This window comes from Agrobacterium sp. GW821-FHT02D03 (assembly GCF_059421725.1).
Window position 1 is genome coordinate 882,813 of sequence record NZ_JBWKVN010000001.1, and the last position, 21,175, is coordinate 903,987.

General features: G+C 60.2%; 24 protein-coding genes. 11 read left to right on the forward strand and 13 right to left on the reverse strand.

Annotated elements, in window-relative coordinates:
• Positions 1–595 precede the first annotated feature (595 nt).
• Positions 596–1,663, reverse strand: coding sequence for an ABC transporter substrate-binding protein (locus AC07U5_RS04060; protein ID WP_443265858.1), 1,068 nt, complete (start codon positions 1,661–1,663; stop codon positions 596–598).
• A gap of 124 nt (positions 1,664–1,787) precedes the next feature.
• On the opposite strand from AC07U5_RS04060, the gene AC07U5_RS04065 reads away from it, so the two are divergent.
• Positions 1,788–2,468, forward strand: a complete 681-nt coding sequence (locus tag AC07U5_RS04065) for a response regulator (RefSeq protein ID WP_062425152.1) — start codon at positions 1,788–1,790, stop codon at positions 2,466–2,468.
• The gene (locus AC07U5_RS04070; protein ID WP_062598828.1) at positions 2,465–3,838 is read left to right on the forward strand and encodes a sensor histidine kinase; all 1,374 of its coding nucleotides are present in this window, start codon (positions 2,465–2,467) and stop codon (positions 3,836–3,838) included. Before AC07U5_RS04065 ends, AC07U5_RS04070 begins: the two co-directional genes overlap by 4 nt.
• 55 nt (positions 3,839–3,893) lie before the next feature.
• On the opposite strand, the gene AC07U5_RS04075 is transcribed toward AC07U5_RS04070, so the two are convergent.
• The 6 genes from AC07U5_RS04075 to hmuQ form a co-directional block, all read right to left on the reverse strand.
• Complete coding sequence (locus AC07U5_RS04075; protein ID WP_062425150.1) at positions 3,894–4,253, reverse strand: hypothetical protein; 360 nt, start codon at positions 4,251–4,253, stop codon at positions 3,894–3,896.
• Between the two features lie 203 nt (positions 4,254–4,456).
• Positions 4,457–4,762: an addiction module antidote protein gene (locus AC07U5_RS04080; RefSeq protein ID WP_113261930.1), complete on the reverse strand. Its 306-nt coding sequence runs from the start codon at positions 4,760–4,762 to the stop codon at positions 4,457–4,459.
• 3 nt (positions 4,763–4,765) lie between these two features.
• The gene (locus tag AC07U5_RS04085) at positions 4,766–5,062 is read right to left on the reverse strand and encodes a type II toxin-antitoxin system RelE/ParE family toxin (RefSeq protein WP_113227289.1); all 297 of its coding nucleotides are present in this window, start codon (positions 5,060–5,062) and stop codon (positions 4,766–4,768) included.
• 55 nt (positions 5,063–5,117) lie between these two features.
• Positions 5,118–6,002, reverse strand: a complete 885-nt coding sequence (gene purU, locus AC07U5_RS04090; RefSeq protein ID WP_112520849.1) for a formyltetrahydrofolate deformylase — start codon at positions 6,000–6,002, stop codon at positions 5,118–5,120.
• A 218-nt stretch (positions 6,003–6,220) separates the two neighbouring features.
• Positions 6,221–6,760, reverse strand: a complete 540-nt coding sequence (gene hutX, locus AC07U5_RS04095) for a heme utilization cystosolic carrier protein HutX (protein WP_494722355.1) — start codon at positions 6,758–6,760, stop codon at positions 6,221–6,223.
• The gene (gene hmuQ, locus AC07U5_RS04100) at positions 6,757–7,104 is read right to left on the reverse strand and encodes a heme-degrading protein HmuQ (protein WP_062425147.1); all 348 of its coding nucleotides are present in this window, start codon (positions 7,102–7,104) and stop codon (positions 6,757–6,759) included. The genes hutX and hmuQ overlap by 4 nt, the downstream gene beginning before the upstream one ends.
• A gap of 184 nt (positions 7,105–7,288) precedes the next feature.
• Here hmuQ and AC07U5_RS04105 point away from each other — a divergent pair, with 184 nt between their 5' ends.
• The 3 genes from AC07U5_RS04105 to AC07U5_RS04115 are packed head-to-tail and all read left to right on the forward strand — an operon-like array spanning position 7,289 to position 10,040.
• Positions 7,289–8,176: a heme/hemin ABC transporter substrate-binding protein gene (locus AC07U5_RS04105; protein ID WP_494722356.1), complete on the forward strand. Its 888-nt coding sequence runs from the start codon at positions 7,289–7,291 to the stop codon at positions 8,174–8,176.
• Between the two features lie 11 nt (positions 8,177–8,187).
• Positions 8,188–9,261 carry a FecCD family ABC transporter permease gene (locus AC07U5_RS04110; RefSeq protein WP_376782323.1) on the forward strand — a complete coding sequence of 358 codons (1,074 nt, stop codon included), beginning with the start codon at positions 8,188–8,190 and terminating at the stop codon, positions 9,259–9,261.
• A complete protein-coding gene (locus AC07U5_RS04115) occupies positions 9,258–10,040 on the forward strand; it encodes a heme ABC transporter ATP-binding protein (RefSeq protein WP_494722357.1) in 783 nt (260 codons plus the stop codon). The genes AC07U5_RS04110 and AC07U5_RS04115 overlap by 4 nt, the downstream gene beginning before the upstream one ends.
• A 9-nt stretch (positions 10,041–10,049) precedes the next feature.
• On the opposite strand, the gene AC07U5_RS04120 is transcribed toward AC07U5_RS04115, so the two are convergent.
• Positions 10,050–10,415 (reverse strand): YbaN family protein, encoded by a 366-nt coding sequence (locus AC07U5_RS04120; protein WP_494723252.1) that lies wholly within the window; start codon positions 10,413–10,415, stop codon positions 10,050–10,052.
• Between the two features lie 255 nt (positions 10,416–10,670).
• Between AC07U5_RS04120 and AC07U5_RS04125 the strand changes: the two genes are divergently transcribed.
• A complete protein-coding gene (locus AC07U5_RS04125) occupies positions 10,671–11,066 on the forward strand; it encodes a VOC family protein (protein ID WP_062598821.1) in 396 nt (131 codons plus the stop codon).
• A 24-nt stretch (positions 11,067–11,090) separates the two neighbouring features.
• On the forward strand, positions 11,091–11,783 hold the full coding sequence (gene ung, locus AC07U5_RS04130; protein WP_062439897.1) for a uracil-DNA glycosylase: 693 nt from the start codon (positions 11,091–11,093) through the stop codon (positions 11,781–11,783).
• Between the two features lie 100 nt (positions 11,784–11,883).
• Here the strand turns inward: ung and AC07U5_RS04135 are convergent, their stop codons facing one another.
• A complete protein-coding gene (locus tag AC07U5_RS04135; RefSeq protein ID WP_130979309.1) occupies positions 11,884–12,303 on the reverse strand; it encodes a hypothetical protein in 420 nt (139 codons plus the stop codon).
• A gap of 314 nt (positions 12,304–12,617) precedes the next feature.
• Between AC07U5_RS04135 and AC07U5_RS04140 the strand changes: the two genes are divergently transcribed.
• A complete protein-coding gene (locus AC07U5_RS04140; RefSeq protein ID WP_130979308.1) occupies positions 12,618–13,562 on the forward strand; it encodes a VOC family protein in 945 nt (314 codons plus the stop codon).
• A gap of 60 nt (positions 13,563–13,622) precedes the next feature.
• Complete coding sequence (locus AC07U5_RS04145; protein WP_494722358.1) at positions 13,623–14,234, forward strand: alpha/beta hydrolase; 612 nt, start codon at positions 13,623–13,625, stop codon at positions 14,232–14,234.
• 53 nt (positions 14,235–14,287) lie between these two features.
• Here the strand turns inward: AC07U5_RS04145 and AC07U5_RS04150 are convergent, their stop codons facing one another.
• The 3 genes from AC07U5_RS04150 to AC07U5_RS04160 all read right to left on the reverse strand — a co-directional run bounded on the left by AC07U5_RS04150 (position 14,288) and on the right by AC07U5_RS04160 (position 16,203).
• Positions 14,288–14,869 (reverse strand): transglycosylase SLT domain-containing protein, encoded by a 582-nt coding sequence (locus tag AC07U5_RS04150; protein ID WP_494722359.1) that lies wholly within the window; start codon positions 14,867–14,869, stop codon positions 14,288–14,290.
• 103 nt (positions 14,870–14,972) lie between these two features.
• Positions 14,973–15,827 (reverse strand): TrmH family RNA methyltransferase, encoded by an 855-nt coding sequence (locus tag AC07U5_RS04155; RefSeq protein ID WP_494723253.1) that lies wholly within the window; start codon positions 15,825–15,827, stop codon positions 14,973–14,975.
• Positions 15,817–16,203 (reverse strand): hypothetical protein, encoded by a 387-nt coding sequence (locus AC07U5_RS04160; protein WP_062425135.1) that lies wholly within the window; start codon positions 16,201–16,203, stop codon positions 15,817–15,819. Before AC07U5_RS04160 ends, AC07U5_RS04155 begins: the two co-directional genes overlap by 11 nt.
• A 40-nt stretch (positions 16,204–16,243) precedes the next feature.
• Between AC07U5_RS04160 and AC07U5_RS04165 the strand changes: the two genes are divergently transcribed.
• Positions 16,244–17,266: an RluA family pseudouridine synthase gene (locus AC07U5_RS04165; protein ID WP_494722360.1), complete on the forward strand. Its 1,023-nt coding sequence runs from the start codon at positions 16,244–16,246 to the stop codon at positions 17,264–17,266.
• 263 nt (positions 17,267–17,529) lie between these two features.
• The gene (gene rpoH, locus AC07U5_RS04170) at positions 17,530–18,432 is read left to right on the forward strand and encodes an RNA polymerase sigma factor RpoH (protein WP_062425133.1); all 903 of its coding nucleotides are present in this window, start codon (positions 17,530–17,532) and stop codon (positions 18,430–18,432) included.
• Between the two features lie 301 nt (positions 18,433–18,733).
• On the opposite strand, the gene AC07U5_RS04175 is transcribed toward rpoH, so the two are convergent.
• The gene (locus AC07U5_RS04175; RefSeq protein ID WP_494722361.1) at positions 18,734–21,154 is read right to left on the reverse strand and encodes a nucleoporin FG repeat-containing protein; all 2,421 of its coding nucleotides are present in this window, start codon (positions 21,152–21,154) and stop codon (positions 18,734–18,736) included.
• Positions 21,155–21,175: the final 21 nt, after the last annotated feature.

Sequence of the window (21,175 nt, forward strand, 5' to 3'; positions counted from 1 at the left end):
GGCGCGAAGACGCTGCCTGTTGAACGGTATCATGCGATGAGACTTGCCTCCCGCTTCCCCGGCCGCCTCCACGGCATGAAGAAGAATTGCAGAGCACCATACAAAGCTGTCATTTAACTGACGCGGGGTGAAGGTTGCGGTGTTTACGGGCTGTTAATTTTTACGAGAGGGTGTTTTGCCAGTGCCTGCAGTCCCTTCGGCCGCCGCATTCCGTATCGCACCGCCTCCCGACATAGGAATTCTGTGATGGCCTGTGTAGGACGCATCTAAATTTCCAGCGTTGTGGCGTTGATGAACGTCTGCAACATCGGTTGGGACAGTCCTATGATCGAGGGCGAAAACTTATCGTTCGTCATCCTCGCCCTTGAGGCGAGGATCCATAAGGCTTTGACACTAGTGGAAAACGTGGATCCTCGGCTCAAGGCCGAGGATGACAGGGAGGAGGGGTCCGACATCATCGCAACGTGGTGTGCGAGGGAACCCCCAAACCCACGTGGCAGAGTACACGGACGAGGAATCATTTGAGCCATGTCCTGCCCTGTGATGATCCCAGGCCGAGTCCGCGGACAAGATCGAGGGCGGCGATCGTGGTTGGTTACTGCGACCGCAGCGCCTCGTTCCAGCGCTCGATGATGCGGGCGCGCTTGACCTGGTCGAGATAGACCATCAGGCCGGGGCTGACGGGGACGGGGCGCAATTGCGCACCGTGGATGGCCTGCATGGTGTTGGCAGTGTTTTCGCCTGCGACTTCCGGGCTGACAGCCGGGATCTGCAGTTGCCGTGCCATGATCGTCTGGCCCTCCTTCGACATGAAGAACTGCAGATAGCGGCGGCCGAGTTCTGGATTGGCGGCGGCCTGCGGCACGAGGCCGATGCGTGACATGACGACGGTATAATCGCTTGGCAGCATGATGCCGACATCCGGGTGGCGGGCGGCCCAATCGGCGGCGTATGAACCGAGGATATTGTATCCCAGCACGAAGCGGCCATCGGAGATGCGCTCGAGAATGGCGGAGCTGGTGGAATAGACCTTTACGCCCGCTGCCCCCATGGCCTTGATGACGTTCCAGATATCGCCGAACTGCTCCTGGTCGCGCGACATGAAGAGAAAGCCGACGCCGGAGCGCTCGATGTCATAGGTGGCGATGCGGCCGTGGATATCCTTGGCGTGGCGCTGAAGATAATCGACGAACTCGGCGCGGCTTGTCGGTGGCTTCTCGTTGACGAAGCTCGGCTTGTGATAGACGAAGACAGCGGGCTCGAAGGTCAGCGCGTAAGCGGTGTTGCGCCAGTTGGCCCAGGCGGGCCAGAGCGCGCTGCCGGGCAGGTCGGAGCGCTGGGCGTAGCCGTCATTGCTGAGCTTGACCTGCAAATCCATGGCAGACGAGAAGGCAAAGTCGGCGGTCCTCTTGCCGCTATCTGTCTCCTTCACGATGCGGTCGTAGATCTCGCCGGTCAGCATGTCCTCATAGGAGACGGCCACATCCGGGTTGGCGCGCTGAAAGCCTTCGATCATCGGTGTGGCAAGTGGCTCGTCGAGCGAGGAATAGACCACAAGCGTCTGCGCATCCTTCTTCCCCGAAAGCGCGGGAAAGAGCATCGGCTGCGCTTGCGAGGCGGCAGTGCCGAGAAGAACAAGACAAAGGGCAAGAGCAATACGCATGGGCGCGATCATGCCGCAGGGCGTTGTTCTTCACAAGCGGGGTTCATGAGCGGTCGCTTCGAGATGGGCATTCACAAGCGCCAGCGACTTCGCTAACGTCCGGGTGGAAAGAGGGATTTGACGTTTGCGCATTCTGCTGGTGGAGGACAATCAGGTTCTGTCGGAAGGACTGTCGGCGCTGTTGCGTGGCAGTGGCTATGCCGTGGACGTGGTGTCCGATGGCAATTCGGCCGATGCGGCGATTGCTGCTGAAAATTTCGACCTCGTCATTCTCGATCTCAACCTGCCGGAAAAGGATGGCATCGATGTGCTGCGCTCCATGCGCGCGCGCCAGGACAAGGCCGCCGTGTTGATCCTGACGGCGCGCGGCACGCCCGAGGAGAAGGTGAGGGGCCTCGATCTCGGCGCCGACGACTACATGATCAAGCCCTTCGACATTGCCGAGTTCGAGGCGCGGGTGCGGGTGCTTCTGCGTCGCAACGCCGGCCTGCGCTCTTCTCTCGTCAGCTTCGGCAACGTGTCTTTCGATCTTACCTCGCGCACCTTTTCCGCCGGCGGTCATCCGCTCGATCTTCCGGCGCGCGAAGTGGCGCTGCTGGAGGTCCTCTTCATGCGGGCAGGCAAGGTGGTGGCGAAGGAGGCGATCGTCCAATCGCTGACGGGCTTTGACGACGAGCTTTCCGGCAATGCAATCGAGCAATATGTCAGCCGGTTGCGCAAGCGCCTTGCACCCCACGGGCTGACGGTGAAGACGGCGCGCGGCATTGGCTACTATCTCGAAAGGCTGGCCGAGGCCGCCGAATGAGAAAGGTCGCCTATTCGCTTCGGCGCAGGCTTCTCGGCTGGCTCTTGGTGTCTACCGCGATCATCGGCTGCGTGGCACTCGCCGACACCTATCGCGAGGCGATCAACACCGCCAATATCGTCTCGGACCGCGTGCTCTCCGGCTCGGCGCTTGCCATTGCCGAACGCGTCGTGGTGGCAGAGAACGGCACGCTGGAAGTCGATATTCCCTATGTCGCGCTGGAGATGCTGACGTCAGCTGCGCAGGACCGCGTGTTTTACCGGGTGGATGGGCCGAACGGCCAGTTTCTTACCGGCTACCAGAACCTTCCTTCGGTGAATGGCCTGCAAGGGGATAGCCCGCGCTACATGGACGGTGTGTTTCGTGGCGAGCCGATCCGGATCGCGGGCCTTCGCCGCTTTGCCTCAACCGGCATCAACTCCGTGCCCTTTACGGTCACGGTGGCGGAAACCACCATTGCCCGCAGCCGGCTTGCCCGCGCCATCATCCTGCGCTCGGCGCTGCGATTGCTGCTGATGATCCTCGGTGCCGCAGCGATTGTCTGGGTGGCAGTGACTATATCGCTTCGGCCTCTCTATCGCTTGAGCGAGGCGATCGACGAGCGCAGCCCGGACGATCTGCATCCGATCCGTCAATCCGTCCCGGTCGAGGTCGAGAACCTGGTGGAGACGGTCAACTCCTTCATGGTCCGGCTGCAATCGGCGCTCGATGCTCTTCGCCATTTCACCGGCAATGCCAGTCATCAGTTGCGCACCCCGCTTGCCATCATCCGCACCCAGCTGGCGCTGGCCGCGCGTGCACAGACGCTGGAGGAGGCCAAGGCAGCAGCCAAGAAAGGCGATGCTTCCGTTGCGCATGCCGAGCATATTCTGGCGCAGCTTCTGCGCATGGCCAACATCGATGCCGCGGGCTCCGGCGAGAAGCAGAGCCTCATCGCTGTCGATCTCGTTTCACTTGCCCAATCGGTGACGGCGGATTTTGTGCCGAGCGCTGCAGACGCCGATATCGATCTGGGCTTCGAGGAGGTGGAGCCAGCGACCGTCGAGGCTGAACCGCTGCTGCTTCGAGAACTTCTCGGCAACCTCATCAGCAATGCGATTGCCTATGCGGGACGCGGCAGCGAGATCACCGTGCGGGTGCGCAAGATTGATGGCAGGGCCTGTCTGGAAGTGGAGGACAACGGCATCGGTATCCCACCGGAGAAGCGTGCTGTCGTGCGCCAGCGCTTTGCGCGCGGCGAGGGGAATGTGGCGCCCGGCGCTGGATTGGGCCTGGCGATCGTCGAGGAGATCGCGACGCTTTTCAAGGCAGAACTTGTGCTTGAAGATGGCGCGGGTGGACAGGGGCTGAAAGCGTCGATCCGGTTCTGATCGACAAGGGTGAACGGGCAGGGCAGCGCATCGCCACCCTGCCACAGCCAAAGGCTTAATCGTTCATCTTGTCGATGAGCTGCATCATGATATCGGCGCAAGCTTTCATCGGTTCATCGTCGGCGCATTTGACGTCGATCTTGGTCTCGCCGCTCTCGATGCGGAAATGCGCACCCTTGGAAGGTGGCGGCGGAGGAGGCATATGACCGCGCGGGCCGTCCGGACCTGGACCATCTGGGCCGGGGCCACGCTCCATAGGACCGCGAGGGCCTGGTGGCGGTGGCGGCGGCGGAGCGTCGGGCTTTGCCATTCCGTCAGCCGGCGCTGCCGGCGGAGGCGGCGGTGGTGGCTGCTGGGCAAAGGCGGTTCCGGCCGCAAGGAAAAGCGCGGCGCCGGCGATAATCAACTTTTTCATGGGGAAGCCTCTTGGTTGGACTGCGCAAAAGAAACGGCACGGAGCGCCGTCAGTTGCTTATGGTCCAAAATTATTTTTGGCTTCCCCGGGAAGACGCTGCCTACAGCAACGGCCCGAAAATCGGAATCGATTTTCGGAAAGCACGATGCGTAGATCAAAGAAGATAGAGCGTCCTTTGTGCGTCCAATAGGACGCACGGCGCTCTAAGCCGCGGCATCGGTCTGCGTTTTAGCGACCAAAGAGAGCCTGTAGCCCAGAGCATCGGCCACCTTGCTGATGGTGCCGAGTTCTGGATTCCCTTCTCCGCTCAACGCCTTGTAGAGTGTCTGCCGGGACAGGCCGGTCTGCTTGGACAGATCGGTCATGCCCTTGGCGCGGGCCACGACGCCCAAGGCATGGGCAATCTCTGCCGCGTCGCCGCTCTCGGTGGCGTCAGCGAGATAAGCTGCGATTGACTCTTCGCTATCGAGATAACGTGCTGCGTCGAACTCACGAGTTTCCACGGCCATGGCCTACTCCTTCAACGCCTTGGCAAGTGCCTTGGCTTGTGAAATGTCCCGGCTCTGCGAGCTCTTATCTCCACCGCAGAGCAGCACGATAATGAGCTTACCCTCCTGAATGAAATAGACCCGGTAGCCGGGACCGTAATCGATCCTCAGCTCACTGACGCCCTCGCCAACCGGCTTGACATCGCCGGGATTGCCCTGCTGGAGCCTATCGACCCGCCGGACAATCCGCGCTCGCGCCTGAACGTCTTTAAGCTTGGTCAGCCAGTTCGAGAACTCCATTGTTTCGCGAATGGTGAACATAGGAAGTGTAAACTATGGTTGTCTATTTGTCAAAGATTGATGGTGGGCGGAAACGTTACCCCATCCGTTCCGACGCATAGGAACCGGGGCTTGGCGGGAAGACCACGGTGCGGTTGCCGTTGATGAAGGTGCGGTGGTGGATATGGGCGTGGATGGCACGCGCCAGAACCTGGCTTTCCACATCGCGGCCAAGCGAGACGTAATCGTCTGCCGATTGGGCGTGGGTGATGCGCACCGTGTCCTGCTCGATGATCGGGCCTTCGTCGAGATCGGCGGTGACGTAATGGGCGGTGGCGCCAATCAGCTTCACGCCACGCTCATAGGCCTGCTTGTAGGGGTTGGCGCCCTTGAAGCTTGGCAGGAAGGAGTGGTGGATGTTGATGATCTTGCCAGACATCTTGCGGCACATGTCGTCTGACAGAACCTGCATGTAGCGCGCCAGAACCACGAGTTCGGTGCCAGTGCTTTCGATGAGGTCGTTCAGCTGCGCTTCTGCCTTCGGCTTGTTTTCCTTCGTCACCTTGATGTGGTGGAAGGGAATGTCGTGGTTGACGACAACCTTCTGATAATCGAAGTGGTTGGAGACGACGCCGACGATATCGATCGGCAACGCGCCGATCTTCCAGCGATACAGCAGATCGTTGAGACAATGACCGAAACGCGAGACCATCAGCAGCGTTTTGGTGCGCTCGCCATCGCTGAAGATCTCGGCTTCCATCTTGAAGCGCTCCGCGACCGGCTTGAAGCCTTCCTTGATGTCTGAAAGCGACACGCCTTCTTCCGAAATGAAGGAGACGCGCATGAAGAACTTGCCGGTTTCGAGGTCGTCGAATTGCGAGCTATCGACGATGTTGCAACCCTTGTCCGCGAGATAACCCGAGATGGCGGCGACGATGCCGCGTGTGGATTTGCAAGCTACGGTCAATACATAGGTCGTCATCTGGCCTTACCCCTCGCGATCTTTATGGTGCCTAATAGCGCAAGCGTGCGTGGGCGCAAGTCCTCCATCGCGCCGCTTCTGCGCTTCAGATCAATGTATGGAATTCATAAGGCACGCGCAGGGCGCGGAACATGCCGGGAGCGACATCCGCTGTTCAAAGCAGGAGTGGCGTCGGGCTGCCGAGATGGGATCATTCGGCAGCCCCGGATTCACGGCCGTCAGTGGTGAAAACTGTTCCGCAGGGTCTCGAAGCGGGCGACCTGGTGGGGCAGCAATTCCTTCTCCGCATCGCGGCGTACGAAGATTTTGAACATGGCGCTGCCCGCCGCATTCATGAACCAGACGGAGAGCGACCGGCGTCCGTGAAAGGTGCGGTCGACAAAGGCGATGGAGGCGCAGGCCTCTTTCTTGATATGGCCGCCAATCGGGCTATCGCCGTGGATGTTGAACCAGCCATGGCCCTCGCTGCCCTCCGGCAGGGTGCCTGCCACTTCGAAGACGATATCCGGCGTCTGGACGATCATCAGGATTTCGCCCCAGCTTCGCAGCTCGTCCCAGATGGCGTTGAAGCTCTCGGCAGGCGCCTGGACAGCAGCACCGGGCGGCAGGATCGCCAGAATTTCGGCAGGTGTCACCTCAGCCTTGCCGGCAATGGCCTCCACCACACCATCGGGCTTTTCGGCGAGCGCCGCTTGAGCGCGGGCGCGGCGTTCGTTGGCCTCGTTCGAAGCGTTCAGCGTTGCGGCTGTCATCGTCATGCGGCGACCGAACGGGTTTCGCCGTTGGCGTCTTCATGGATGATGACATCGAAGCCTTCAAAATGCGGGCCGGAAAGATATTCGACCTTGCCGCGATTGTTGCCGGCATTGGCATGGGCGGCGCGGAACTGCTCGGAGCGCGTCCATGCGGTGAAATCGTCCTTGGTGGCCCATACGGTGTGCGATGCGTAGAGCGTATGGTCGTCGGCCTTCGGGCCTTTCAGCATATGAAACTCCAGATAGCCGGGCATTTCGGCCAAATGGCGCTTGCGCTCGCGCCAGATGGTCTCGAAGGCTTCTTCATAGCCCGGGACGACGCGGAAGCGGTTCATTGCGATAAACATTGGGGTCTCCATTAAGTGGTGTATGCCACTCAGGATATTGAGCACCTCGGCAAATGAAAAGAGGAAAATAGAAAAGATAACGCTCATACTCCACTTTATCGGATTGTGCGCATTTTAAAGATGTGTAAATAACTCAACTTATAGGCGGCATGCCTGCCGCACCGTTCGATAGCAGGGTTATGACATGCCGGTTTTCACGCGTTCCGCTCTCTTTGGTGTTGTTCTGCCAGCGCTCGCCGCGTTGGTGCCGTTGCACGCCACCGCTTCGGACAAGGGCAATCTTGAGGCGAAACGGATCGTTGCCGTCGGTGGCACGATCACGGAAATCCTTTATGCGCTGGGTGCGGGAGAGCGCGTGATTGCGCGTGATTCCACCAGCACCTATCCCGCCGAGGTCGTGCAAAAGCCGGATGTCGGCTACATGCGGGCGCTCTCGTCCGAAGGCGTTCTGGCGCAGAAGCCGGACCTCATCCTTTCCGAGGACGGTGCCGGACCGCCGGACGTGATCGGCATCCTGAAAGCCAGTGAAGTGCCGATGGTGACGATCGATACGCCGCCAGATGCAAAGGCCATCGCCAGGAAGATCGAGGATGTCGGGGCCGCTGTCGGCCTGCAAGGCAAGGCGAAGGCACTGGCCGACAAGGCCGATGCCGAACTCGCTGCGCTTACCAAGGATGTTTCTGCCGTCGGGGACAAAAAGAAGCGCGTCCTCTTCGTTCTTTCGATGGCGGGCGGTCGTATCATGGCGGCGGGCAAGAATACCGAGGCTGCGGCGATCATCGAACTTGCAGGTGGCATCAATGCCGCGCCCGAAATCACCGGCTACAAGCCGCTGACGGATGAGGCGGTGATTGCGGCAGCCCCTGATGTTATTCTCACCATGCAGCGGGGCAATCATGCGGCAAAGCCCGAAGAGGTCTTTGCGCTGCCCGCCTTCCAGTCCACACCCGCTGCTGCGGCAAAAGCCCTGATCAGCATGGACGGGCTTTACCTGATCGGCTTTGGCCCGCGCACGCCCGCCGCCGGTCGTGAGCTTGCGTCAAAACTCTATCCGGAGATCGTCAAGCCGTGAGTGCGATTGCGATGAACGCGGCGGCGGGAAGGGTGCCAGGAGATCGCTCCCGCAAGGGCGTCGTGACGCTTGGCGCACTCTGCCTCATCCTGTTTCTCGCCTGTCTCGTGTCGCTGGCAAGCGGCCCGACAGGCGTTGGCTTGCATGAACTCTGGCTTTATTTTACCGGCGGTGCCGAGGGCATGGATGCGCGCGACCGCATCATTCTGGAGGCCGTGCGCCTGCCGCGCACCGGGCTTGGGCTGATGATCGGTGCTGCCCTCGCCGTTTCGGGTGCGATGATGCAGGGGCTGTTTCGCAATCCGCTGGCCGATCCGGGCCTTGTTGGCGTGACCTCGGGTGCCGCCCTTTTTGCCGTTGCGGCATTGGCGCTGGGCGGTGGGCTGCTTGCACCGCTGTCGCTCTTCCTCGGCGTCCACTTTCTGCCGGTCATGGCCTTTGCCGGCGGGCTGATCAACACATTCCTTCTCTACATCATCGCCACGCGCAATGGCGCCACCTCGACCACGGTGCTGATCCTTGCCGGCATTGCGGTCGCTGCATTGAGCGGTGCCCTGACGGGCCTGATGATCTTCATGGCCGACGACCGGGCGCTGCGCGACATCACCTTCTGGAGCCTCGGCTCGCTCGGTGGCGCCACCTCCACCAAGGTGCTCGCGACGCTGCCCTTCGTGCTGGCGATCCTTGTCAGCATTCCCTTCGTTTCCAAGGGGCTGGATGCGCTGATCCTTGGCGATGCCGCAGCTTTCCACATGGGTATTCCGGTGCAACGGCTGAAGCGCATCGTCATCGTCGTCGTGGCCGCTGCCTGTGGTGCAAGTGTCGCCGCGGCAGGCTCCATCGGCTTCGTCGGCATTGTCGTGCCACATCTGCTGCGTCTCGTCATCGGCTCGTCGCATCGCTTCCTGCTGCCGTCCTCGGCGATTGGCGGAGCAGCACTTCTGCTGCTTGCGGACAGTTTCGCCCGCACCGTCGCCGCTCCCGCCGAATTGCCGATCGGGGTGGTGATGGCGCTGATCGGTGCGCCAGTGTTCCTATTCCTGCTGCTTGGCAAGAACGGTCTCGGTCTGAGGAGCACGACATGATTTCGGCACGCAATGTCACCGTCACACGCGGAGAGCGGCATTTGATCGATGACGTGTCGATCAGCCTTTCGCCCGGTACTTTCAGTATCATCATCGGTCCCAATGGCGCGGGAAAATCGACCTTGATGAAGGTGTTGTGCGGCGAGATGACGCCCGATCAGGGTCACGTCGCCTATGGCAATATCGATCTCTCGGTTTTCTCCCCGGTGCAACTCGCGCGTCGTCGTGCCGTGCTGCCTCAGAGCACGATGCTTGCCTTTCCCTTCACCGCGCTTGAAATCGTGCGGATGGGTGCGGTGGCGCAAGGGTCGCGCACCCCGGATGAACAGGCACGACGCGCGCTTGCGAAAGTGGGCTTGAACGGCTTCGAGGGCCGGGCTTACAACATGCTGTCTGGCGGAGAGCAGCAGCGGGTGCAGTTTGCCCGCGCGCTCGCCCAGGTGCCGCTTGCCGTGGAGAACGGCGAGAGCCGTGTCCTGCTTCTCGACGAGCCAACTTCCAGCCTTGATCTTGGTCATCAGATTTCCGTCCTGGAAACGGCCAAGGACTTTGTTGCGGCTGGCGGCACGGTGCTGGCGATCCTGCACGATCTCAATCTTGCGGCGGAGTTTGCCGATCAACTTATCGTCATGCACCGGGGCACTGTCACCGCGTGCGGATCGGCGCTCGAGACCATCAATGACGAGACCATTGCCCGGGTCTATGGCGTGGGCGGCGCGGTGGGGCGTCTGCCGGCCGATCATATCGCCTATGTGCTGCCACAGGCACGGCACCGTTAGGCCGCTTGCTCAGTCCTTGGGCGGCGATGGCCGCGTGACCACGAAGGTTCCAGCACCGATCATCACAACCGCGACGACCAGCATTTGAAGAGCGGGCGGGGCCAAGATGAAGACGTAAAACAGATAACTCATTGTCATCAAAGAGACTGCGGCGATCTTGGCGCGCCGCGGAATGGCGCCGTGTTCGCGCCAGTTGCGCAGGGATTTGCCGAAGCGTGGGTGGTTCAGCAGCCATGCCTCCAGTCGCGGCGACGATTTGGAAAAACACCAGAGCGCCAGCAGAAGAAATGGCGTCGTCGGCAACACGGGCAGAAACGCGCCGACCACACCGGTGGCGACCATCAGACAGCCAAGACAGAGGTAAACAATGCGCATATCTGCCGGTAACACGGGCGTGCCATCCCTGACAAAGAAAAAGCGTCGCAGACCCTCGTTCCGAGCCAAGGGGTTGAACTCTCTGCCTTTCGGCTTTATCTGCCTGCCAAAATGCCGGGGTACAACCGGCCAGGCATGGTCCGCGCAGATATGCGTAAGCGGTTTGCGATAAGGACGTGCGACAAACAAAACTCGAAGCGTGAGGCGCGAATCCGAAGGATCGCGAAACGCTTTAACAGGAAGAAGGAAGACACCATGGCCAAGCTGATCCACTCGATGGTCCGGGTGCTGGACGAGACGCGTTCGGTGAATTTCTACAAGCAGGCTTTCAATCTCGATGTTGCCGAGCGCTTCGAATTCGAAACCTTCACGTTGATTTATCTGAGCAACAGCCAGGGCGACTTCGAGCTGGAACTGACGGTCAACAAGGGCCGCGAGGTGCCGTATGCGCTGGGTGACGGCTACGGCCATCTTGCCGTCAGCGTCGACGATGTGGATGCCGAGCATGCCCGCCTTTCCGAACTCGGCCTTTCGGTTGGCAAGATCATCGAGGCGGATTACAAAGGCATGCCGTTCGCCAAATATTTCTTCATCTGCGATCCGGACGGCTACAAGATCGAAGTGCTGCAGCGCGGCAATCGCTTCAAGTAAGCGGCTTACAGGGGACGGCTCACCATGGCAGAGGCTGGCGTGAAACTCGAGGAGAGCTGGAAACAGGCGCTTTCGGGTGAATTCGACAGCCAGTATATGCAGAAGCTGAAAGGTTTTCTGCTGGCCGAAAAGGAAGCCGGCAAGCAGATCTTTCCCAAGGGGCCGGAGTATTTCCGCGCGCTCGATCTGACCCCGCTCGACGAGGTCAAGGTCGTGATCCTGGGGCAGGACCCGTATCATGGTCCGGGCCAGGCGCATGGTCTCTGCTTTTCCGTGCGCCCCGGCGTGCGCATTCCGCCCTCGCTCGTCAATATCTACAAGGAATTGCAGAGCGATCTGGGCGTCCATCCAGTCAAGCACGGCTTTCTGGAAAGCTGGGCCAAGCAGGGCGTTCTGCTTCTCAACAGCGTCCTGACGGTGGAGCAGGCGCGGGCCGCCTCGCATCAGGGGCAAGGCTGGGAGACGTTCACCGACGCCGTCATCCGGGCCGTCAACGAGCAGTGCGATCATGTCGTCTTCCTGCTCTGGGGCGCTTACGCCCAGAAGAAGGCGTCATTCGTCGATCAGCGCAAACATCTTGTGCTGAAATCGGCCCACCCATCGCCGCTTTCCGCCCATAATGGCTTTTTCGGCAACCACCATTTCTCCAAGGCCAATGCCTTCCTCATCTCGCATGGACGAGACCCGATCGACTGGCAGTTGCCGGACGAGGTGTGAGGGCTGTGATCGTCAGGGGGCATGCAAAAACCCGCAGCGCCGAATGAGCAACTGCGGGTTCCAACACGACCGTCCGAGCGGTCTCAGCCTTTAACGTCAATCACTTGACGACGTTGATCTCGGCGACAGAATCTCGCACCACACCGTCCTTGTATGAGTTGCGGATCACAACCTTGTCAGTGCCGGTGAACCCCTTTTTCGAGGTGTAGTAAGCGGCGGCCCCTTGCACGTCTTTTCCCGTGCATTTTGCATAGGTCCCGTGGAACTTTCCATCTAGCTTTTCGTGGACGATGTCGACGGTGCCGTGTTGAGGGGCTTGCAGAACGCGCAGTTCCGGGATGACGCGAGCGCTGCAATCTCCCTTCACCGCCACAGCCCAATCGATTTTGGTGGGCTCGCCGCTGAGGGCGTTCTTTGTATAAGTGGTTTGCTTGATGCCTTCGGCATTCGTGGTGACACAGCTTGCTACTGCAGTGGAAATCAATATTGCGGCAGAAATTTTAAGGAGGATCTTGTTCATGGTGGTTGTCCCAACCGAGGAATTTACACGCGAAATCTAGAAGTGCCGGTAGTACAGTCAAATTAAATTTCGTTTAGAATTGCGCATGTATTTCAGCGACTTGAGATATATTGAGAAAACAACTGTCAGCGAGGAATCTGCGTAATTGCGGATAAGCTGGTGACGACTGGCAGCCGAAAACTGTTCTCAGAAAAAGAACGATCCGTTCTGATTGTTCACTCTATGCGTCAGGGCCGATCTGCACCATCTTCAGCCCATCAAACACGGCACCTGCTTCCAGAATGAAGCCTCCGCCGAAGCACAAGGGTTTTATCATGTTGAACCAGATCAAGGGCCTGCACCACGTCACCTCCATGGCCGCGAGTGCATCGGGCAACAACCGCTTCTTCACCGATACGCTGGGTCTGCGCCGGGTCAAGCAGACCGTCAATTTCGATGCGCCGGATGTCTATCACCTCTATTATGGTGATGAGGTCGGTTCGCCGGGTTCGGTCATGACCTACTTCCCATTTCCGCATATTGCTCGCGGGCGTCCGGGCACCGGCGAAGTCGGCACCACGCTGTTTTCAGTTCCAGAAGGTTCGCTCGGTTATTGGCAGGATCGTCTTTCCAAGGCGAATGTCGAGGGGCTGAAGAGCGATGAAGCCTTTGGCAACAAGCGCCTGCATTTTGCTGGCCCCGATGGCGATGGCTTTGCGCTGGTGGAAGTCAAGGATGACAGCCGGGCGCAGTTCACGGGCAATGGTGTCGGTCAGGATCAGGCGATCCATGGTTTCCAGGGTGCGTCGCTGCGCCTACGCGATGAGGGTGCGACGGCAGAGCTCTTGAAGTTCATGGGCTATCAGGAGATGGACCGCCAAGATGGCGTTGTCCGTCTTGGCATTCCCGGCGGCAATGGTGCCGATGTGATCGATATCGAGACCATGCCGAATATCTCCGGCGCGCGTCTGGGTGCCGGTTCCGTCCATCACATCGCCTTTGCTGTCGAAAACCGCGCCAAGCAGTTGGAGGTTCGCAAAGCGCTTATGGACACTGGCTATCAGGTGACACCGGTCATCGACCGCGACTACTTCTGGGCGATCTATTTCCGTACGCCGGGTGGGGTGCTGTTTGAGATCGCCACGAACGAGCCGGGCTTCGATCGCGATGAAGATACCGCGCATCTGGGTGAAACGCTGCAATTGCCTGAGCAGCACAAGCATCTGCGGCCCTTCCTCGAGCAGCATCTTGAGCCGCTCGATGGCTCGCTAAAGGCTTGAACATCAGGGGAACGAGGCTGGCTCAAACGCAGGCCTCGTCGAGGATTTGAGGAGTACGAGATGAGCACCGACAGTTACATTCATAAGCTGCGCGTCGGCACGCCCGGCCAGCCGGCTTTCTTTGTCTTTCACGGCACTGGTGGCGACGAGAACCAGTTCTTCGATTTCGCCTCACGGCTCTTGCCGAATGCCACAGTGATTTCGCCGCGCGGCGATGTCTCCGAACATGGTGCGGCGCGTTTCTTCCGCCGCAAGGCGGAAGGCGTCTACGATCTTGACGACCTCGACCGGGCGACCCGCCGCATGGCCGATTTCATTACGGCGCACCGCGACGCGCATCAGGCAGGCAAGGTTGTCGGGCTCGGCTTTTCCAATGGCGCGAATATCCTTGCCAATGTCCTGATCGAGTTTCCCGATCTCTTCGATGCGGCAGCGCTCATGCATCCGCTCATTCCCTTTGAGCCGAAAGCGGGCCCCGCGCCGCAAACGCGACGGGTTCTGATCACGGCTGGAGAGCGCGACCCGATTTGTCCGGTGCCGATGACCAAGGCCTTTGCCGACTATCTGAAAGCCCAAGGCGGAGAGGTCACGGAAGAGTGGCATGCTGGCGGGCATGAGATTCGGTCGAATGAAATCGAAGCGGTGCGGACGTTTTTGACGCCCTATATGTGAGGCATAACAGAAGCGGTGGCCGAGCCCATTCCCGGCTCAGCCGCGGCTTTTTCTCAATAGCCGCATTGGCGAAGCTGTGCTTCGTAGCGGATTGCCATATTGGCCGAGCGCCGCGCCGCCTTCTGGATGGCCGTATTGTTGCGCCATACACCATTGGCGTAGCCGCCATGGCCGGAGTAATAGGCAAGATAGAGATTGTAGGGATCGTTCAGCGCAATGCCGTTCTGGCGGTTGCTGGTGGAGTGATACCAGCCGACGAAATGGATGGCGTCGGTGAAGTCGGTGCGGCTGGCGCCCCAGCGTCCGGTTTCGCGGCGGTATCGATCCCACGTGCCGTCCAGCGCCTGGGCATAGCCGTAAGCCGTGGATTTTCGCTTCCACGGAATGAAGCCGAGAAGCTTGGTGCGCGGCGGGCGGGCGTAGGGCTGGAAGCTCGATTCCGTATAGATCGTCGCCATCATCACCGGCACGGGCACGCCGAACTCGCGTTGCGCTGCCTCGGCATCCTTGCGCCAGTTGTTGAACATGCCGTTGCGCTGTTCGAAAATGGCACAGGCATTGGTGATTTGCGACGGGGCTGTCGCACAACCTGCCAGAACGACCAAAAGAAAAAGGGCGACAAAAACGCTACGCATCGCGAAAACCTTTCGTTCCGCGCATTAGTAAATCGTAAATCTTAATGCTCGGTTTTGAGACAGGGTTAATGCAAATGCGATCTGTTAAGGATCGATTAACCGCTTAGATACGGCTCATGGCCGACGCCATCTGGTAGAGCGCGAGACCGGATGCGGTGCCGGCGTTGAGGCTATCGAGCTGCGGAGATTGGGCGATGCGGGCCGAATGGAAGCGCGAAAGCACAGCAGGCGGAAGGCCATCTCCTTCGGTGCCGATCACGAGCGCCATGCGGGGAGAGGGCGGGATGTGTCGGATCTCCGTTTTGCCCGCTGGCGAGAGGCTCCAGATCTCGAAACCTTCATTTGCCAGTGCCTCCAGCATGGAAAGCGCGTCACCGCCGCGATGATAGGGCACCGACAGGACCGAGCCGACCGAGACGCGCAGGGCCTTGCGGTAGAGCGGATCGCAGGAGGTGGAGTCCAGAAACACCGCGTCCGCCATGAAGGCTGCGGCGTTGCGAAACATGGCGCCCATATTGTCGTGGTTGGAAAGGCCGCAGCCTGCGACGACGAGTGCGGTTTCCGGCAGGCTGGCGATCGTCTGCGCCCTGTCGCGGCTTCCCATCCGCGAGCCCAGCGCCAATATGCCCCGGTGCAGGTGAAAGCCGACGATGGTGTCGAGCACCTCGGCCTCTGCGACATAGACCGGCACGTCTGCCGGAAATTCGGAGAGAATATCCAGCACGCCGGCGAGGCGATTTTTCAGGATCAGGATGCATTCGGCGCGGAAATCGCCGCCTGTCTTGTGGACTGCCGCCAGCATGCGCAGCACCACGGTGCCTTCGACGATGAATTTGCCGTGCCTGCCGGTCAGGTCGCGTTCCTTGATGTCGCGAAAGGCAGCGATCCGTGGATCGTCAGCCCGCTCTATCGCAGTGGGACGCGCGCCATTCGGCAGGGCAGGCAGATCATTGAGCATCGATGGTGACGTCTGCGACGAAGCGGCGTGTCTGGACATTGAAGACCAGCGCCTTGCGCGTGCCGTTGGCGAGGCGACCATAGAACAGCATGTCGCCATTGGCGAAGGAGACGTTCTCGATGGTGAAGCCCTGCGGCAGGCTGGCCGTTGCCGAGACCGGCTGATCGGACGGTACCTGCATGGACTGGGTCGCCGCCGGTGTTGCGGTTTTCGATGGTCCCATCGCCTTGTAGACAACCGCGCCGAAGACGGCCATAAGGCTGATAAACATCACCAAGCCCGACACGATCTGCAAACGGATCATCTTGCGGCGAACTTTTTCCATGGCCGGGTCTAGCGGCTTGTCGTCCTGTTCGTCTTGCTCGATCTGCGTCATCGGGGTCCTTGGAAGTCTCGGATTGATCGGAAAAATAAGAATGAACGACCCCTTTAAACAAGGCGAAGACGCAAGGAAAGTCCTGATTGCTGGCGATGATGCCGAAGGGCGCCTCGATTCCTGGCTGGCAGCCGAAGTTGGGGGCGATCTTTCCCGCAGCCGCCTCAAGGCGCTGATCGAGCAGGGAGCCGTCTTCGTCAATGGTGTGGCCGTCACCGAGCCGAAGAAGAAGATCCGCGTCGGCGACAGCATCGAGATCACCATGCCGGAGCCGGAAGATCCCGAACCCAAGGGTGAGGATATTCCGCTCGAGGTGGAATATGAGGATGATGACCTGATCGTGCTGATCAAGCCCGCCGGTCTTGTGGTGCATCCCGGTGCCGGCAACTGGACCGGAACGCTGGTCAACGCGCTGATCCATCATTGCGGCGATAGTCTCTCCGGCATTGGCGGCGTCAAGCGCCCGGGCATCGTTCACCGGCTGGACAAGGAAACCAGCGGTGTGATGGTGGTTGCCAAGAACGACAATGCCCACCGGCATCTGGCCGCACAATTTGCCGACCACGGCCGCACCGGCCCGCTGGAGCGCGCCTATAAGGCGATCGTCTGGGGCCGCCCGAAGAGCCTGCGCGGTACGATCGATGCGGCCTTGGGACGCAGCACCGACCGCACGAAGCGCGCCGTCAAGCGCGAGGATGCCGACGATGCGCGCGAAGCCATCACCCATTATGAGGTGGTGGAGCGCTATCACGAAAAGCCGGATGCAACCTCGCTCGCCTCCATGGTGGAATGCCAGCTGGAGACCGGGCGCACCCACCAGATCCGCGTTCACATGGCCCATATCGGCCATCCGCTGATCGGCGATCCCGAATATGGGGCGGCCTTTCGAACCAAGGCGAACCTTCTACCGGAACCGGCGAAGATCGTCGTCAACCGCTTCCCGCGCCAGGCGCTGCATGCCTATCTACTGGTCTTCGAACATCCGCGCACCGGCGAGGTGATGGAGTTTGAAACGGATATGCCGGACGACATGGCAGAACTGGCGAATGCGTTGCGGGCTTAAGCCGTGAGCAACGCCTGACGGTGTGCGGCATCCTGCCGCTTTTCAATGATGATTTTTTTGGGAACGATTTCGGCTGAGATCGGTTTTTTCAACGTCCCGTGATGAGGTATTATCGGTTCATATGAGAGTGTCGCGTTTCCTTGAAACGTGACATCCGCATACATATTTAAGACATGGCTTGAAGCGGGGTCGGAAATGAACCGCGATAAGGTTCGCCTTAGGTTTGGGAACCGTGCCTGAAAAAAACATAAAGGGGGTGCTTTATGGCCCGCAATAGTTTGCCATCGATTACGGCTGGTGAAGCCGGTCTGAACCGATATCTAGACGAAATTCGCAAGTTCCCGATGCTGGAACCGCAGGAAGAATATATGCTCGGCAAGCGTTATGCCGAGCACGGCGACAGAGATGCCGCCCACAAGCTCGTGACCAGTCACCTTCGCCTCGTTGCCAAGATCGCCATGGGTTACCGTGGTTACGGTCTGCCGATCGGCGAAGTCGTGTCCGAGGGCAATGTCGGTTTGATGCAGGCGGTGAAGAAGTTCGATCCTGATCGCGGCTTCCGCCTCGCGACCTATGCCATGTGGTGGATCAAGGCGTCGATCCAGGAATATATCCTGCGCTCGTGGTCTCTGGTCAAAATGGGCACGACCGCCAACCAGAAGCGCCTCTTCTTCAACCTGCGCCGTCTCAAAGGGCGTCTGCAGGCGATCGATGACGGCGATCTGAAGGCCGAACACGTCAAGGAAATCGCGACGAAGCTGCAGGTGTCCGAGGAAGAGGTCATCTCGATGAACCGCCGCCTGTCTGGCGACGCCTCGCTGAACGCGCCGATCAAGGCGTCCGAAGGCGAATCCGGCCAGTGGCAGGATTGGCTGGTCGACGACCAGGAAAGCCAGGAAGCGGTGCTGATCGAGCAGGACGAGCTGGAAACCCGCCGCCGCATGCTCTCCAAGGCACTCGGCGTTCTGAACGATCGCGAACGTCGCATATTTGAAGCACGCCGTCTGGCGGAAGATCCGGTGACGCTGGAAGAGCTGTCCACCGAGTTCGACATCAGCCGCGAGCGCGTTCGCCAGATCGAAGTCCGCGCCTTTGAAAAAGTGCAGGACGCGGTGCAGAAGCAAGCCGAAGAGGCTGCCAAGGCACTTCGGCTCGTGGACGCCTGATACGTTTAAAGCGTGTCGCGATCTTTCAGATTCGCTCCCTACGCTTTAAGTCCTCGTTTTGTCGCATGTCGTTATCGCAAAACCGCTGCACACTTTTGCGCGACATGCGTTAGAGCGCCGTGCTTCCTATTGGACGCACAAAGGACGCTCTATCTTCTTTGATCTACGCATCGTGCTTTCCGAAAATCGATTCCGATTTTCGGGCCGATGCTGTAGGCATTCGATGAATACACCTTCCAAGCAAAAGCCCCGGTGAAATCTTCACCGGGGCTTTTCGTTTTGGTCGAGTTATCCGATCTGCTTACTGCGCGGGCGTCGGCGATGCCGCCATCCACTCGCGAAGCGCGGTCTCAAATGCAGACTTGCCGTCAGCGCCCTTCTGAAGCGTCAGGAGCGCCCGGCGACCGTTGCGGTAGGACACCGGAATGTCGATCCAGTCACGGGTTCTGAGCAATTCCAGATTGGTCTTGCGTGCGTCGGGAAAGTCGTTCAGCGCGATCATGTGGAAATCGTCGGTGATCTTTGCAGGAACGGCGATGAGTGCGTTGCCGCGGTCCTGTTCGGTGGACTTCATGGCAATGCGCTGGACGCTGTCGATGGCGCCACCTTCGAAGCCGGGCGAGACCGAGAAGACGATCTCGACCAGATGGCTTGCGGGAAGCGACGGGTCGGTGTTGCGCTTGAAGGTGATGAGTGCGCTGAGGCCACGGCCGGGGATGGTGATCTGGCCCTGAACCTCAGGCGATGGCTTGCCAGCCTCATCCTTCTCGTTCTGCAACGTCCAGGAGACCGTCCCTTCGATCGCTGTCGGAACCGTCTGGCCGAGCACTTCCTCGTAGAGGAACATGCGGTCGCCGGTTGCTGCGGCCGCGGGAGTCGCGGCTTGCTGTGCGGCGGGCTGGCTGCCGGAAGCAGCCGGTGCCGCAGCAGCGGTGTTCTGGGCCGAAGGCGCCTCGTTCTGTTGATAGACCGACTGGCCTTCTGCGGTCACAGGCTGGCCATTGGCGCCGGGGCCTGGGCCTTCGTCCTTCTCCGTACCGTCGGCAAGAAGCCGCTGGGTGAACTTCGTGCCGGTGACGGAGCCGTCATCGGCAGGACGCGTCGCTGCCGGCGTTGCTGTCGACGCCTGGCCCTGGGCCGGTGTCTGGCCGTTGGCCGCTGGCTGATTGCCAGCCGGTGTTTGGCCATTGGCCGGTGCCGATGCCGTCTGCGAGGTTCCGTCGGATGGTGTCTCGGTCGATGTGCCCGTCTTGGCCGAATTGACCAAACCGCCGACCATGTCGTTCAGGGCCTCGCGGTTTGTCCAGGCGGCGTAGCCACCGCCTGCAAGCACCACGAGAAGGCCAAGGCCGAGAACCATGCCCGCATAGTTGCGCTTCGGCTTTTTCTTCGTCGCATAGGCGGCTGCCGGAATGCCAGCGCCGGTAAAGCCGCTGTCGAAATTATTGCCGGCCGTCTTGTCGGAGCGATCGTTTGCGCCGCCATCATAGCCGATCAGTTCTTCGAGATCGTCCCAGGGCGTGCGTTCCTTGTCGTCCTTCTTGGCGCTTGCCGCAAAAGGATCTTCATCTGCACGGGGGAGGGACGGCGAAGACTTCGGCGGCAGATCGAGTGCCGTGTCCTGAAAATAGGACGAGAAATCGTCGACCGGAGCCGCGGCCTTGCCAGCGTTATTGGCTTGCGCCGTTTCCGGCTGGTCGCGATGAGCGTCATGCTCGTCGAAGGCGGCATAATGCGTCTCGTCGGAAGCGGTACGGTTCTCCGGCTCTACGCTGACATTGCCATAGTAATTGGAATGGCCGTCGAAGCCTGCCGTGTAGGGAAGCGGTGCGTTTTCATGCAGCACGGTTTCGGTGCTGAAGGGTTCTGCCTGACGCGGTTCTTCGCGCGCGTCATCATCCCGATGGGTCTCCTCATGACGGTAATCGTCATGGGCAACCTCGTCGTGGCGATAAGCGGCATGAAGCTGATCGTCAGCCACATGGTCGCCGACCGTCGTCTCTTCGCGCTCCCACGGGGCGGGCTCGAGATGGCTGTCCTGGCCGACCCAGTCGCGGTGCGCGTGGTCTTCCTCGGCGACGGGCTCATGACGTGCTTCGACGCCATGGTGCTCGTCCTCATGCTTATGAGAATAGGCCGGGGCCTCGTGCCGATAGGTCTCCGGCTCCTGATGAGGTTCATGTGCCTCGTCGAATGCCGGGCGCTCGTAACGCTCGGCATCTTCTGCCGTTTCCTCGGCACGATAGGCCGGCTCTTCGGCAGGCTCAGCCTGATAGGCGGGCTCGCGCTCTTCGTGCCGTTCCACATCTTGGTGGGCAGCATAAGTATCGTGCTGCTCAGGCTCGGCCTGCTGATCAGGATGGGCGGGCTCCGCCTCATCGCGATGGTCATCGGCGTAGCGCTGTTGCTGCGCGACGCTTTCTTCATAATAGGGCGACGACACGTCTTCGGTCGCAGGCGCCGCGTAAGCGGCGGCCGCGCCATCGTCTTCGTCCTCCACTGCGGGAAGTGCTTCGGAATACTCGCCCTCGACCTCGGCAATCGCGGTGTCGAGCTTCATGATCTGCCGCTGGAGCATTTCTTCCGGCGGGCGCGGCTTCATGTTTTCAAGCTGGCGCACGACGGCGCTGCGTGCCTTGTCGTACACCTTGGCCCGGTTTTCGGGAGTATTGTTCGCCAAGCCATCCACGGCCTTGCGAATGACTGCTACAAAATCCGCCATCAGCACTTTCTCGTCGGGACC